The organism is Pseudomonas sp. NPDC087358 (assembly GCF_044900785.1).
Lineage (GTDB): Bacteria > Pseudomonadota > Gammaproteobacteria > Pseudomonadales > Pseudomonadaceae > Aquipseudomonas.
On the sequence record NZ_JBJDOA010000002.1, the window covers coordinates 524,944 to 537,175 of the forward strand.

At 61.1% G+C, this 12,232-nt stretch carries 12 protein-coding genes; 1 reads left to right on the forward strand and 11 read right to left on the reverse strand.

Going from position 1 to position 12,232, the window contains the following annotated elements:
- Window positions 1–167: 167 nt before the first annotated feature.
- The 3 genes from ACI2KS_RS06075 to ACI2KS_RS06085 are packed head-to-tail and all read right to left on the reverse strand — an operon-like array spanning window position 168 to window position 3,176.
- On the reverse strand, window positions 168–1,094 hold the full coding sequence (locus ACI2KS_RS06075) for an alpha/beta hydrolase (RefSeq protein ID WP_404618166.1): 927 nt from the start codon (window positions 1,092–1,094) through the stop codon (window positions 168–170).
- On the reverse strand, window positions 1,091–2,485 hold the full coding sequence (locus ACI2KS_RS06080) for an aspartate aminotransferase family protein (RefSeq protein WP_404618168.1): 1,395 nt from the start codon (window positions 2,483–2,485) through the stop codon (window positions 1,091–1,093). The genes ACI2KS_RS06075 and ACI2KS_RS06080 overlap by 4 nt, the downstream gene beginning before the upstream one ends.
- Window positions 2,478–3,176: an MtnX-like HAD-IB family phosphatase gene (locus ACI2KS_RS06085; RefSeq protein WP_404618170.1), complete on the reverse strand. Its 699-nt coding sequence runs from the start codon at window positions 3,174–3,176 to the stop codon at window positions 2,478–2,480. Before ACI2KS_RS06085 ends, ACI2KS_RS06080 begins: the two co-directional genes overlap by 8 nt.
- A gap of 252 nt (window positions 3,177–3,428) precedes the next feature.
- Here ACI2KS_RS06085 and ACI2KS_RS06090 point away from each other — a divergent pair, with 252 nt between their 5' ends.
- Window positions 3,429–4,214, forward strand: a complete 786-nt coding sequence (locus tag ACI2KS_RS06090; RefSeq protein ID WP_404618172.1) for a MipA/OmpV family protein — start codon at window positions 3,429–3,431, stop codon at window positions 4,212–4,214.
- A gap of 102 nt (window positions 4,215–4,316) precedes the next feature.
- Here ACI2KS_RS06090 and ACI2KS_RS06095 read toward each other — a convergent pair whose 3' ends face one another.
- From ACI2KS_RS06095 to ACI2KS_RS06130, 8 genes are all read right to left on the reverse strand, one after another.
- On the reverse strand, window positions 4,317–4,730 hold the full coding sequence (locus ACI2KS_RS06095) for a transporter (protein WP_404618174.1): 414 nt from the start codon (window positions 4,728–4,730) through the stop codon (window positions 4,317–4,319).
- A 7-nt stretch (window positions 4,731–4,737) separates the two neighbouring features.
- Window positions 4,738–5,112 (reverse strand): EamA family transporter, encoded by a 375-nt coding sequence (locus tag ACI2KS_RS06100; RefSeq protein ID WP_404618175.1) that lies wholly within the window; start codon window positions 5,110–5,112, stop codon window positions 4,738–4,740.
- Window positions 5,113–5,373: 261 nt separating this feature from the next.
- On the reverse strand, window positions 5,374–6,699 hold the full coding sequence (locus tag ACI2KS_RS06105) for a sigma-54-dependent transcriptional regulator (protein WP_404618177.1): 1,326 nt from the start codon (window positions 6,697–6,699) through the stop codon (window positions 5,374–5,376).
- A 124-nt stretch (window positions 6,700–6,823) separates the two neighbouring features.
- Window positions 6,824–8,701: an ATP-binding protein gene (locus tag ACI2KS_RS06110; protein ID WP_404618179.1), complete on the reverse strand. Its 1,878-nt coding sequence runs from the start codon at window positions 8,699–8,701 to the stop codon at window positions 6,824–6,826.
- Between the two features lie 91 nt (window positions 8,702–8,792).
- Window positions 8,793–9,527, reverse strand: coding sequence for an amino acid ABC transporter ATP-binding protein (locus ACI2KS_RS06115; RefSeq protein WP_404618181.1), 735 nt, complete (start codon window positions 9,525–9,527; stop codon window positions 8,793–8,795).
- A complete protein-coding gene (locus tag ACI2KS_RS06120; protein ID WP_404618490.1) occupies window positions 9,524–10,192 on the reverse strand; it encodes an amino acid ABC transporter permease in 669 nt (222 codons plus the stop codon). The genes ACI2KS_RS06115 and ACI2KS_RS06120 overlap by 4 nt, the downstream gene beginning before the upstream one ends.
- Window positions 10,189–10,935 (reverse strand): amino acid ABC transporter permease, encoded by a 747-nt coding sequence (locus tag ACI2KS_RS06125; protein WP_404618183.1) that lies wholly within the window; start codon window positions 10,933–10,935, stop codon window positions 10,189–10,191. The genes ACI2KS_RS06120 and ACI2KS_RS06125 overlap by 4 nt, the downstream gene beginning before the upstream one ends.
- A 113-nt stretch (window positions 10,936–11,048) precedes the next feature.
- Window positions 11,049–11,963, reverse strand: coding sequence for a glutamate/aspartate ABC transporter substrate-binding protein (locus tag ACI2KS_RS06130; protein ID WP_404618185.1), 915 nt, complete (start codon window positions 11,961–11,963; stop codon window positions 11,049–11,051).
- Window positions 11,964–12,232 lie beyond the last annotated feature (269 nt).

Consider the following 12,232-nt stretch of genomic DNA (forward strand, 5'->3'; position numbering starts at 1 on the left):
CTTATTGCCGCAGCCATGGCGGTGTCGAATCGGTCCGGGCGGACAGCCAGTCTGCCCCGTTTGAGCATATAAGCCCAGTCGTCCAACGCTGGCTGCGACCGGCCCGGACTGGTTTACACACGCGGGGCCGGACGGAGGCGGCAAAACCGCTGTGGGCTGATCATGGCTCAGGCCAGTTGCTGGTGGTCATCGTGGCTGATCACATGGCCTTCGAGCGCTTCGTAGTCTTGCCCCGCGTCATCCAGGCGCAACGCTGCCTGCACACGGGTCTCGATGAACGAGGTGCTCAAGGCGATGACCTGGCGGTATTCCAGATCAACCGTGATCATGTGATAGCAGTTGTCCAGCAGCACCTTGACCACCGGACCGCCAAGCCGTCGCTCGACGTAATCGGCGTTCCAGCGGCTGGTGATGTCGTCCTCCAGTGAATGCAGCACCAGCGTGGGGGTCATGATCTGCGGCATGTTGCGCTTGACCACGGCGATCAGTCGATGCAGTTCGCGCACGCTGATGCCGGACATGGTCAGCAGCCCCGCGTTGCTGCTCTGGCCCGCTTTCATCTGCTTTTCGACGATGGCCCGCAGGCGCGGGTTCTTGATGCCATAGGGCGGTTTTTCGTCGAAGCGGCAGATGTGAACGCCAAACGGCACCATCATGTAGAGGTGAGTGAACTTGGCCGCGTACGGCATGTTCCAGCCGTCGTAGCGCAAGGTGGTCGAATACAACAGCAGGCCTGCGATGTGTCCGGGGTGCTGCGCGGCCATGTGCATCGCCATCACCGCGCCCATGGACAATCCGCCGACGAACACCTTCGCGTGTCGCTGGCGAACGCCGACGAAGGTGCGACGGGCACTTTCGTACCAGTCGCTCCAGCGTGTGCGTTGCAGGTCGGCATTGTCGCCGCAGTGCCCGGCCAGGGTCGGCACATACACTGTGCAACCCTTGTCCGCCAGGCCCTGGGCCACCCGCCGCAGCTCGGTCGGGGTGCCGGTCAGGCCGTGGATCAACAACACACCCACGGCACCGTCGCCCAGTATGAAACCGGCGTCGCCTTCGCCCAGGTCGATCGCGGTGTGCGACGGCGAGGGGCTCATCTTTTCATGGCCCGATGCAACAGGCGGTCGAGCAGGGCGATACCCAGATCGATCTCGGGGTAGCTGATCTCAAGGGACGGCGCCAAGGTGATCACGTTCTTGTAGTAACCGCCCACGTCCAGCACCAGGCCCAGGCGCTTGCCGTCGATTTCGATATCGCCCTTCATGCCTTCTTCGACCATGAAATCCAGGGTCGCCTTGTCCGGGGTGAAGCCATCGGCTGTGCAGATTTCCGCACGCAAGGCCAACCCCAGACCGTCGACGTCGCCAATGATCGGGTAGCGTTTCTGCAAGTCGCGCAGGCCTTCGAGGAAGTATTTACCCTTGTTCATGACCATTGAGCCGTAGTCGATTTCCGAGGTCATCTTGAACATCTCCAGACCCACCGCAGTGCCCAGCGGGTTGGAGGCGAAGGTCGAATGGGTGGAGCCGGGCGGGAAGATTTTCGGGTTGATCAGCTCCTCGCGGGCCCAGATGCCGCCCAGCGGATTGAGGCCGTTGGTCAGCGCCTTGCCGAACACGATAACGTCGGGTTTGACGTCGAAATGCTCGATCGACCACAGCTTGCCGGTGCGATAGAAGCCCATCTGGATTTCATCGACCACCATCAGGATGCCGTGCTGGTCGAGCACATGCTTGAGCTCGCTGTAGAAGTTCATCGGCGGAATCACGTAGCCGCCAGTACCCTGGATCGGCTCGACGTAAAACGCGGCGTACTCGCTCTGGCCGACCTTGGGGTCCCACACGCCGTTGTATTCGGTCTCGAACAGACGGGCGAATTGCTGCACGCAGTAGCTGCCGTATTCTTCCTTGGTCATGCCTTTGGGGCCGCGAAAGTGATACGGGAAGGGGATGAACTGCGCGCGCTCGCCGAAGTGGCCGTAGCGACGCCGGTAGCGGTAGCTGGAGGTGATCGATGAGGCGCCGAGCGTGCGTCCGTGATAGCCGCCCTCGAAGGCGAACATCAGGCTCTTGCCGTTGCTGGCGTTGCGCACCACCTTGAGCGAGTCCTCGATGGACTGTGAACCGCCGACGTTGAAATGCACCCGACCGTCCAGGCCGAACTTTTTCCTGGCATCGACCGCGATCATCTCCGACAGCTCGATCTTGCCCTTGTGCAGGTACTGGCTGGCGATTTGCGGCAGGGTGTCGATCTGCTGCTTGAGGGCGTTGTTCAGGCGCGGGTTGGCGTAGCCGAAGTTGACCGCCGAGTACCACATCTGCAGGTCGAGGTAGGCCTGGTCGCTGGTGTCATACACGTAGGAACCTTCACAGCGGCTGAAGATGCGCGGTGGGTCGATGTAGTGAACGGTGTCGCCAAAGGAGCAGTACCTGGCTTCTTTTTCCAGAAGGATCTGGTCTTCGGGGCTGGCAATGCGGATATCAGACATGATGAGAGAGTTCCTGATGTTCAAGGGGGAGGCGCACGATCGCAGCGGACGGGCTGTGGGGCAGCGAAGCCAGCAGTCCGGGCAGTTCGGCAAAGGAGTCGAAGCGGGCGAAAGGAATGCCATTGACGGCGCAGTGCTCGGCCAGGCGTCCTTTGGCGAATACGAAGTCGGCTGTCTGGGCCACGCACATGTCCGATTTGCCATCGCCGATCACCAGCACGCGTCTGCCGCTGGGGGTGGATTTGCATTTGCAGTTGCCCGACGCCGCGCGGCAGGCGTCGCTGGCATGTGGGAAGACGATGCGCCAGCGGTTCTGGTCGACCTGACGCAGGCCGTTGGCGATGATCGGCAGCAGTGGGATCTGGTGACGCGAAAGGATTCTGGCGATGCCTTGCTCAAGGCCGTCGCTGACGATGTCCATCGTCGCGCCGAGGTTGAGGACGTGATCGACGAACGCTGGAAAATGCGGGTCGATCCGTACGCTGTCGAAATAGTCGAGCAACTGCGCCGGATACGCCTGGACCAATGCCAGCTGGCGACTCAGGCATTCGCGAGAGCCGATCCGGCCACTGAGCCATTGGTCTTCGATGTCCGTCCAGCTGGGATCGGCGAAGCGCTCCAGAATGTTGTCGATGACATCGGTGGGGGTAATCGTCCCGTCGAAGTCGCACACGATATGCCAATGCATCATCTGCGGTTGCCTGTTCTGTCTAGGAGAAGAGCAGGGCGATCAGCTCGCCGAATTGCTCGTGACAGGACTTGAGCAGGGACTGTGCCAACCGCTCGAAAGCCCCATGGGCAGGGCCTTGGGGGGCGTCAGAGGGGAAAAGCCGGGCTGCGCAGCTACAAATTTTGTAGCTTGCTACAAACAACATCAGTGCTTGCACAGCGCAGCGGATCCGGGGATTGATGCGCGCATGTTCGCCGCCCACGAGACCTCGCGATGACTGTCCTGCCGTCCTCTTTCAAGCGCAATCTGTGCGTCGCCGGGCTGCTCTGCGCTGCGTATTTCAGCCCGGCCTGCCACGCCGACGGATTGACCGGAGAAGCTGGCGCAGGCGCCGCGTACCAGCCCCGTGAGCCTGCGGGCAGTCGCTATGAAACCCGGCCTGTTCCTTACCTGGACCTGTCATGGGGACGGGTCAATCTGAGTTCCGATGATGGCGTGTCGTGGGCGGCACTGAAGGCCCACGGCTGGAGCGCCGGGCCATTCGTCAATGACCTCCAGGGGCGCACGTCCAATGGTTCGTTGCAGGGTCTGCGAGATGTTTCGGACATGGGGGAGGCGGGTGGTTTCATCGAATACAGCCCCTCCGATGCCTGGCGTGTTTTCGCCCGGATGGGCCGAGCGTTCGGCGCCAGCAGCGGACAGGGCGGGGTGCTCGGCCAGGTCGGCGGCGAGGTCGATTATCCGTTGGCCCGCGCAATCTTCGGCGGCACCACGCTGGCCGCGCATTACGCCAACGCCGAGCAGGCGCAGACGTTTTACGGTGTCAGCAGTCAAGAGTCGCAGGCATCCGGCATACGGCCTTACCACGCCAGCGGCGGGCTGCAGCACTTGAGCCTGACCCAGGACGTGGCGTTTCCATTGGCGCCGAACTGGTCGCTGATCACCAGTGCCAGTTGGGTTCATCTGCTGGGATCGGCGGCCGACAGCAGTATCGTCCGCCAGCAGGGCCGGGTGAATCAGGGGGAACTGGATGAAGTGGTGGCTTACCACTTCCAGTGATTTTCTGAATGCATGAACAGCAATGCGAGCTGCCTTGGGTCGGCGCCCGCTGGACGGTTCTGATATCAACACCTGACCTGTGGCAGGTGCATTGATCCGGGATTACGGTTCACCCTGCGCTATCAACGCAATCCCCCCGACAATCACCCAAAGCCCCAGCCAGTGCAGCGTGCTGATGTGTTCGCCCAGCCCCAGCCACGAACCCAGCAGCACCACCACGAACACCAGTGAACTCAAGGGAAAGGCCAGCGACAGGCTGCTGCGGCGCAGGATCAGCATCCAGCTCAGAAAGGAGGTGATGTAGCAGCCGATTGCCGTCAGCACCGCCATGTTGCTCAGCCCCGCCAGCAGCCACTGCACGCCGAACGGCACGCCCGCCAGTCCATCGCCGCCGACCTTCAACGCCAGTTGCGCGGCGCTTTCCGAGCCGATCAGCAATGCCCACAGGGCCAGACCAGCAGCGCGGCGTCCCAGCCAGCGCGTGCCGGATTTTTCACTCAATAGCTCAATATCCATTACGACCTCAGGCGCCCGTGGCGCACACCAGCATGACGCCGGCGCTGATGACCAGAGCGCCGAGCCAGCGCCGGCGGTTGACGGTTTCGCCGAGCACCAGTCTGGCACCCAGCACCACGCCTACGTAACTCAGGCTGATCGCAGGGAAGACCAGGCTCAACGGCGCCAGCGACAACACCAGCAGCCAAGTGACGAATTGGACGGAATAAGCCCCCACCCCGAACCACAGCAGCGGAGCTGCGGCTATCTGCCGCCAGAACAGGCGCAGGCGAAATCCGCCATGATGCTCCGGCAGGCGGTTCAGACCGAGCTTGAAAGCCAGCTGGCCGGTGACGTCGAGCACGATGGAAAGGGCGGTCAACAGCATCACTGTCGGGGTCATGCAAACAACTCCTCGAACAGCCCGCTCATGACACCGGTTTGAGGGTATGCACACCGGCCGAGCGGACCTGTCAGGGGGGTATTGCAAGGCGTGGGCCAATGGGCTGGCATCTTGGCTTGGCTGCGGCGATTTGTCTGTCGCAGTCCGGCTTGCCGCGGCAGCGATTATGAGGACGTAACCGCCGGCCAGCCGTGCTGCTACAGGGTCGACACTTCTCCAATTTTGACCTTGGCCGTCCGTGCGAACCCTGGGCGGCGCCGATCAACCCAAGCCGTACTTCTTGACCTTGTCGAACAACGTGGTCTTGGCCATCCCCAGTTCCTGGCTGGCCTGACTGAGGTTACCGCCGCTGCGTTGCAGGGCTTCGCCGAGCAGGTTTTTCTCGAAGGCTTCCACCGCCTCGGAAAACCCCAGGCTTTGGGCGATGATCGACGCGTCCGACTTCTTGAAGGCCGGCAGGCCCAGCGCGTAACGCTCGGCGACGTTGCGCAGTTCGCGCACGTTACCTGGCCAGTCGTGGTTCATCAGCGCCGCCCGGGTCTGCGCATCCAGTTGCGGCGGCTCGCGGTCAAAACGCAGCGACGACAACTGCAGGAAATGCTCGAACAGTTGCAGGATGTCTTCGCGACGTTCGCGCAACGGCGGCAACTCCAGGGTCACCACGTTCAGGCGGTAGTACAGGTCGCTGCGAAACTGGCTGGCCTTGCTCAGCGCGTTGAGGTCCGACTTGGTGGCCGCGATCACTCGACAATCCACCGCCACGCTCTGGTTGGAGCCCAGTCGTTCCAGGGTGCGTTCCTGCAGCACCCGTAGCAGTTTGATCTGCAGGCTGATGGGCATGCTTTCGACTTCGTCGAGAAACAGCGTGCCGTTGTGGGCGTGTTCGATCTTGCCGATACGCCGCTTGCCGGCGCCGGTAAAGGCATTGGCCTCGTGACCGAAGATCTCGCTCTCGAACAGATTTTCCGGCAGGCCGCCGCAGTTGAGGGCAACGAACTGATTGCCATGGCGCCGGCTGAAATCATGCAGGCAGCGAGCGACCAACTCTTTGCCGGTGCCGGTTTCACCCTCGATCAGCACGTTGGCCGAGGTGTCGGCAACGTTGACGATCAAGGCCCGCAGACTCTGCATCGCAGCCGACCGACCGATGATCTTGCCTTCCAGCGAATCGCGCTCAGCCAGTTGCCGGCGCAGCGACCAGACCTCCCGGGCCAGTCCGCGTTGTTCCAGCGCACGCCGCGCGACCTCAACCAGGCGTTCGGGGGAAAAGGGCTTTTCCATGAAATCGTAGGCGCCATCACGCATGGCGCCGACCGCCATCGACACATCGCCGTGCCCGGTGATCAACACCACCGGCAGCGTCCGGTCCCGCTCTTTCAGGCGCTTGAGCAGTTCCAGCCCGTCGATGCCCGGCAGGCGGATGTCGCTGATGACGATGCCTGCGAAGTTGTCGCCGACCAGCGCCAGGGCTTCTTCAGCACTGCCCACCCCCTGACTGTGAATGTCTTCCAGGGCCAGCGCCTGCTGGCAACCGAGCAGCACGTGGGGGTCGTCTTCGACGATGAGGACGGTTAAATCAGTGTTCATGGGGAAATCCTCATCGAGCCCGCTGTCCCGAATACACATTGCATGACAGCCCGGTACTGCTTCTGCCCGGAGGGCGTGGGCCTGCGGCCCGAATCAAAAGCAACGACAGTTGCCTGTGCGCCTTTCATGTCGCCACCAACGGCAATATCAGCACAAACATCGATCCACCTTCGGCCGGGTCTTCGGCGTTCAGACTGCCGCCCGCTGCTGCTGCCAGGCTGGCCGACAGGGTCAGGCCGAGCCCGAGTCCCTGCTCGCCGGGTTTGGTGGTGAAAAACGGTTCGAACAGATGCTTGCGCGCCTGGGCATCAATGCCATGGCCGTTGTCACGCACCCGCAGCCGATAGCGGCCCTCGAACCTGTCGCCTTGCAACCACAACACCGGCAGCGGTTGGGCCTGCATCGCATCCAGCGCGTTGCCGATCAGGTTCACCAGAATCTGTTCCAGACGGGTCTGATCGATCGCCAGCTGCACCTCGTCGATCTGCTGGTGAAGTTCCAGCGAGCTGCTTTCCAGACGCCCGGCCAGCAGTTGCAATGCGGCGTCCACCGCCTTGCCCAGCGCTGCCTGGCCCTTGTCTTCACCCCGGCGGGCAAAGGCGCGCAGACTGGCGGTGATGCGGCCCATGCGATCGACCAGATCGTTGATGGTGCGCAGGTTGGCGCTGGCCGTGTCCAGTGCACCGCGCTCGATGAAACGCACGGTATTGCCTGACAGCGTACGCAACGCCGCCAGCGGTTGATTGAGTTCATGGGCGATGCTGGTGGACATCTGCCCGATTGCCGCCAGCTTGCCGGCCTGGACCAGCTCATCCTGCGCCTGACGCAGGGTTTCCTCGGCCTGACGTCGTTCGCGAATCTGCCCCTTGAGGCGTTCGTTGCTGGCGCGCAGGTCGGACGTACGTTCGGTAATCCGGCGTTCGAGTTCGTTATTGGCTTCTTCCAGCGCTTCGCGAGCCGCCAGACGGGTGGAAATCACCTTGCGCCGCTCATTCCAGGCGATCAGCAGGAACGCCACCAGTGCACAGGCCACTGCCACCAGCATGCCCTGATTGGCGGCCTCGCGGCGCAGGTCTTCCAGGGGGGTCAGCAGTGTGAGATGCCATGGCGTATCGGCCAGATCGCGGGTCTGGGCCAGATAACTGACCACCGTGTGCTCATGATCGACGCTGCTGTTGGCTGGGAAAGTCAGCTTCTCGACGCCCTCGGCAATCGACTCGCGCTGCAGCGGTACCAGCTCGTTGAGCGGCCACCAGTAATACTGCAGGCTGCGCGCCAGGCGCTCCTTGACGTCCGGGGTCAGGGGTCGAACCGATTTGAGGCGTCGGGCCGGGTCGCTGGACAGAATGATGATGCCGTTCTCGTCACTGACGAACGCCTCCAGGCGCGCCCTTTGCCAGCGTTCCTCAAGTGCCTCCAGACGCACCTTGATCACGGCCACACCGATGATCTTGCCTTTCTCTTCCAGTCCATGTGCCAGGTAATAACCGGGCTCGCCCGTGGTGCTGCCAATGCCGTAGAAACGGCCGGGCAGGCCGCGAATGGCATCCTGGTAATAAGCGCGAAAGGACAGGTCTTCGCCCAGATAACTGTCGGCATCGCGCCAGTTGCTGGTGGCCAGCACCCGACCGGTGGTGTCGAGTACGTAGATGGCACGACTGCGGCTGCGACGATTCAGCCCTTCCAGGTAGTCATTGACCTTCGATCGCAGTTGCGGCGACGGATCGTTGAGCAGCTCCGAGACATTGGATTCCAGCTCCAGCACGCTGGGCAGGTAGTTGTACTTGTTGATCTCGCTTTCGACGGTACGGGCGTGCAGCTCGAGCTGACGCTCACCGTTTTCGCCGAGTGCCTTGATGCCGTTCTGTTCGCTGTACAGATAGGTGACATAGCCCAGCGCGATCATCAGCAGGATGACCAGCGGTGGCAGAAACAAGTGGCGGATCAGGCGGGGTTTCACGGCAAGTGATGACGGCGCGTAGAGAGGGGGATCGCATTTCATCACAGTCGTCCTGGACCGACCAGCCGCTCGTGTCCTGGATATAGACACCAACGGCCAGCGGGTTTTGTGCCCTTGTGAGGCATTGAATCAATCAGTGTTGCAGGATCTTGTTGAGGAAGTGCTGGGCACGTTCGGATCGTGCGTTGACGTCGCCGAAGAATTCTTCCTTGGCGCAGTCTTCAACGATCTGGCCCTTGTCCATGAAGATCACCCGGTCAGCCACTTTGCGGGCGAAGCCCATTTCGTGGGTCACGCACATCATGGTCATGCCTTCGTGGGCCAGTTGCACCATGACGTCGAGCACTTCATTGACCATTTCCGGGTCCAGCGCCGAGGTCGGCTCGTCGAACAGCATGACCACCGGGTCCATCGCCAGCGCGCGGGCAATGGCCACGCGTTGCTGCTGACCGCCGGACAGTTGTCCGGGGTGCTTGTGGGCATGGGCCGAAAGTCCGACGCGCTCGAGCAATTGCAGGCCCTTTTTGCTGGCCTCTTCCTTGCTGCGACCCAGCACCTTGATCTGCGCGATGGTCAGATTCTCGGTAATGGTCAGGTGTGGGAACAGCTCGAAATGCTGGAACACCATGCCGACGCGCGAACGCAGTTTCGGCAGGTTGGTCTTCGGGTCGGCAATGGACGTGCCGTCGACCACGATGTCGCCTTTCTGGAACGGCTCCAGCGCGTTGACGCATTTGATCAGGGTCGATTTACCGGAACCGGAGGGCCCGCACACCACGATCACTTCGCCTTTCTTGACCTCGGTGCTGCAATCGGTCAGCACCTGAAAGTCCCCATACCACTTGTTGATATTTTTGATGGAAATCATACGGCTAACCTTTTTTGCATGAGCTTGACCAGACGCGATGCCGCGAAGCTGATCGTGAAATACACAAGACCGGCGACGATCAGGAACTCGTTGGAACGGCCAATGATGTCGCCACTGGAGCGCGAGGCGTTGAGGAAGTCGACCAGACCGACCGTGTACACCAGCGAAGTGTCCTGAAACAGGATGATGCTCTGCTGCAGCAGCAGCGGGGTCATCTTGCGGAACGCCTGCGGCAGGATGATCAGGCGCATCATCTGGCTGTAGGTCATGCCCAGCGCTTGCGCGGCGCCCATCTGACCGCGGGAGATCGATTGCACACCGGCGCGCACGATCTCGCAGAAGTACGCCGCCTCGAACATCATGAAGGCCACGACGCAGGAGGTGAATGCACCGATCGGGGTGTCTTGTCCGGTGATCCAGCGCAGCACGAACGGCACCGCCAGATAGAACCAGGTGATCACCAGCAGCAGCGGGATGGAGCGGAAATAGTTGACGTAGGCCCCGGCAATACGCGACATCCACTTGCTCGACGACAAACGCATCAGCGCCAGAAGCGTGCCGATGATGATCCCGCCGACCACGCCCATGACCATCAGCTGCAAGGTCATGACCATGCCGTTCCACAGGCCCGGAATGGCCGGAATGACTCCAGAGAAGTCCATTATTTACCTCCCACGGAGATCAGGCCCGGCACCGCGACTTTCTTCTCGATCAGGCGCATGAGCAGCATCAGGCTCATGTTCAGGGTGAAGTAGATCAGGGTGGCGAGGGTGAAAGCTTCGAACAGGTTGGCGGAGAATTCGGCGGTCTGTTTGGTCTGCGCGAGCAGCTCCATCAGGCCGATCAACGAGGCCACCGACGAGTTCTTGAACACGTTGAGAAATTCGGACGTGAGCGGCGGAATGATGATCCGGTAAGCCTGCGGCAGCAGCACGTTCCAGTAGATCTGTGGCAGTTTGAAGCCCATGGCCCGCGCCGCGGACTCCTGGCCAGGCGGCAGCGCCTGAATACCGGTGCGCACTTGTTCGCACACCCGTGCGGCGGTGAACAGCCCCAGGCACACGACCACGCTCAGAAACGCCGAGGTGGTCGGATTGAGGTCTTGCTTGTACCACTCCTGCAGGTTCTCGGGCAGCAGGTCCGGCACCAGGAAGTACCAGATGAACAGCTGCACCAGCAGTGGCACATTACGGAAGATTTCCACGTAGACCGTGGCAATGGTCGATACCACACGATTAGGCACTGTGCGCATGACACCGAGCACGGAGCCCAGGGTTAGCGCGATGATCCAGGCGACGACGGCAATTGCGATTGTCCAGCCCAGCCCGGAAATGTACCAGTCCAGATAGGTTTCGCTGCCAACGCCGGTGGACTTGAAGAACACGCCCCAGTCCCAGTTGTAATTCATCAGGGTCTCCCCTCTGATCGATCGATATGCACGCATGCGCCTGTATGTGGCTCCCGGGAAAGCAGGCTTTCCCGGGAGTCAGGCTTTACTCTTCAACGTCTGGACTGAACGGCTCAAGCCTTTGGGTCAGGCGCCGGCTTGTCGTTCGGGCTGGAGATCAGTTCCTTGACCTTGTCGCTCATCGGGAACATCAGGTTCAGGCCTTTTGGAGGAATCGGCTGAGTGAACCACTTGTCGTAGATCTTGTTGATCTCGCCCGATTTGTAGGTCGCGACAATGGCGTCGTCGACCGCTTTCTTGAACTCAGGATCACCCTTGCGCACCATGCAGCCATAGACTTCATAGGACTGCGGGGTACCGGTCACGTGCCAGTCGGTCGGCTTCTTGGCCTTGGCCATTTCGCCTGCCAGCAGTGCGTCGTCCATCATGAAGGCAACGGCACGGCCCGATTCCAGCATCTGGAAAGACTCGCCGTGATCTTTTGCGGAAATCACGTTCATGCCCATCTGCTTGTCAGCGTTCATGGACTTGAGGATGCGTTCGGACGTGGTGCCGGCGGTGGTGACGACGTTCTTGCCTTTGAGGTCATCGAAATCCTTGTACGACGAATCTGCCTTGCTCAGCAGCCGGGTACCGATTTCGAAGATGCCAACGGTAAAGTCGACTTGTTGCGCGCGCTCTGCGTTGTTGGTGGTCGAACCGCATTCAACGTCGACGGTGCCGTTCTGCACCAGCGGGATACGGGTCTGCGAGGTGACCAGGTTGTACTTGACCTTCAGGTCCGGCATGTCCAGGTCTTTCTTGATCGCTTCGACGATTTTCAGCTGGATATCAGCGGAGTAGCCAACCGGAACACCGGAAGCGTCAGCGATGTAAGAGAACGGAATCGACGAGTCGCGGTGACCGAGGGTGATGGTGCCGGACTCTTTGATTTTCTTCAGAGTACCGGTCAGCTCGGCGGCGAAAACGGGGGTGGTGATCAAAGCGGCAGCAATGGCTGCGCCCAGGATATGGGGAACGATGCGCATCGGTTAATCCTCGACTTTGTTTTTTTTATTGGACCGGTGTTGGACGGCCCTATCGTTTCAGAACGCTTCAACGGCGGCCCATGCAGGCGGCACGCTACATCGGAGCAATCGTGACTGAGTGTAGAGCATGAGTCATGCCAAGCACGCGCAAGCGGCTAACAGACTGAAAAGAAAGGGGATTTATTTTTCAGGGGACGAGGGGAGAGGGTTTTTCGTCCGGGATGCCGAATGGCCAGGTTGGTGGTGTTCGGAAATCCGAATGCGAGTCG

Coding starts and splice junctions, on each gene's coding strand:
- ACI2KS_RS06075 (WP_404618166.1), bottom strand. CDS start 1,094: ATGAGCCCCTCGCCGTCGCACACCGCGATCGACCTGGGCGAAGGCGAC.
- ACI2KS_RS06125 (WP_404618183.1), bottom strand. CDS start 10,935: ATGAATTACAACTGGGACTGGGGCGTGTTCTTCAAGTCCACCGGCGTT.
- ACI2KS_RS06130 (WP_404618185.1), bottom strand. CDS start 11,963: ATGCGCATCGTTCCCCATATCCTGGGCGCAGCCATTGCTGCCGCTTTG.
- ACI2KS_RS06090 (WP_404618172.1), top strand. CDS start 3,429: ATGACTGTCCTGCCGTCCTCTTTCAAGCGCAATCTGTGCGTCGCCGGG.
- ACI2KS_RS06080 (WP_404618168.1), bottom strand. CDS start 2,485: ATGTCTGATATCCGCATTGCCAGCCCCGAAGACCAGATCCTTCTGGAA.
- ACI2KS_RS06115 (WP_404618181.1), bottom strand. CDS start 9,527: ATGATTTCCATCAAAAATATCAACAAGTGGTATGGGGACTTTCAGGTG.
- ACI2KS_RS06105 (WP_404618177.1), bottom strand. CDS start 6,699: ATGAACACTGATTTAACCGTCCTCATCGTCGAAGACGACCCCCACGTG.
- ACI2KS_RS06085 (WP_404618170.1), bottom strand. CDS start 3,176: ATGATGCATTGGCATATCGTGTGCGACTTCGACGGGACGATTACCCCC.
- ACI2KS_RS06110 (WP_404618179.1), bottom strand. CDS start 8,701: ATGAAATGCGATCCCCCTCTCTACGCGCCGTCATCACTTGCCGTGAAA.
- ACI2KS_RS06095 (WP_404618174.1), bottom strand. CDS start 4,730: ATGGATATTGAGCTATTGAGTGAAAAATCCGGCACGCGCTGGCTGGGA.
- ACI2KS_RS06100 (WP_404618175.1), bottom strand. CDS start 5,112: ATGACCCCGACAGTGATGCTGTTGACCGCCCTTTCCATCGTGCTCGAC.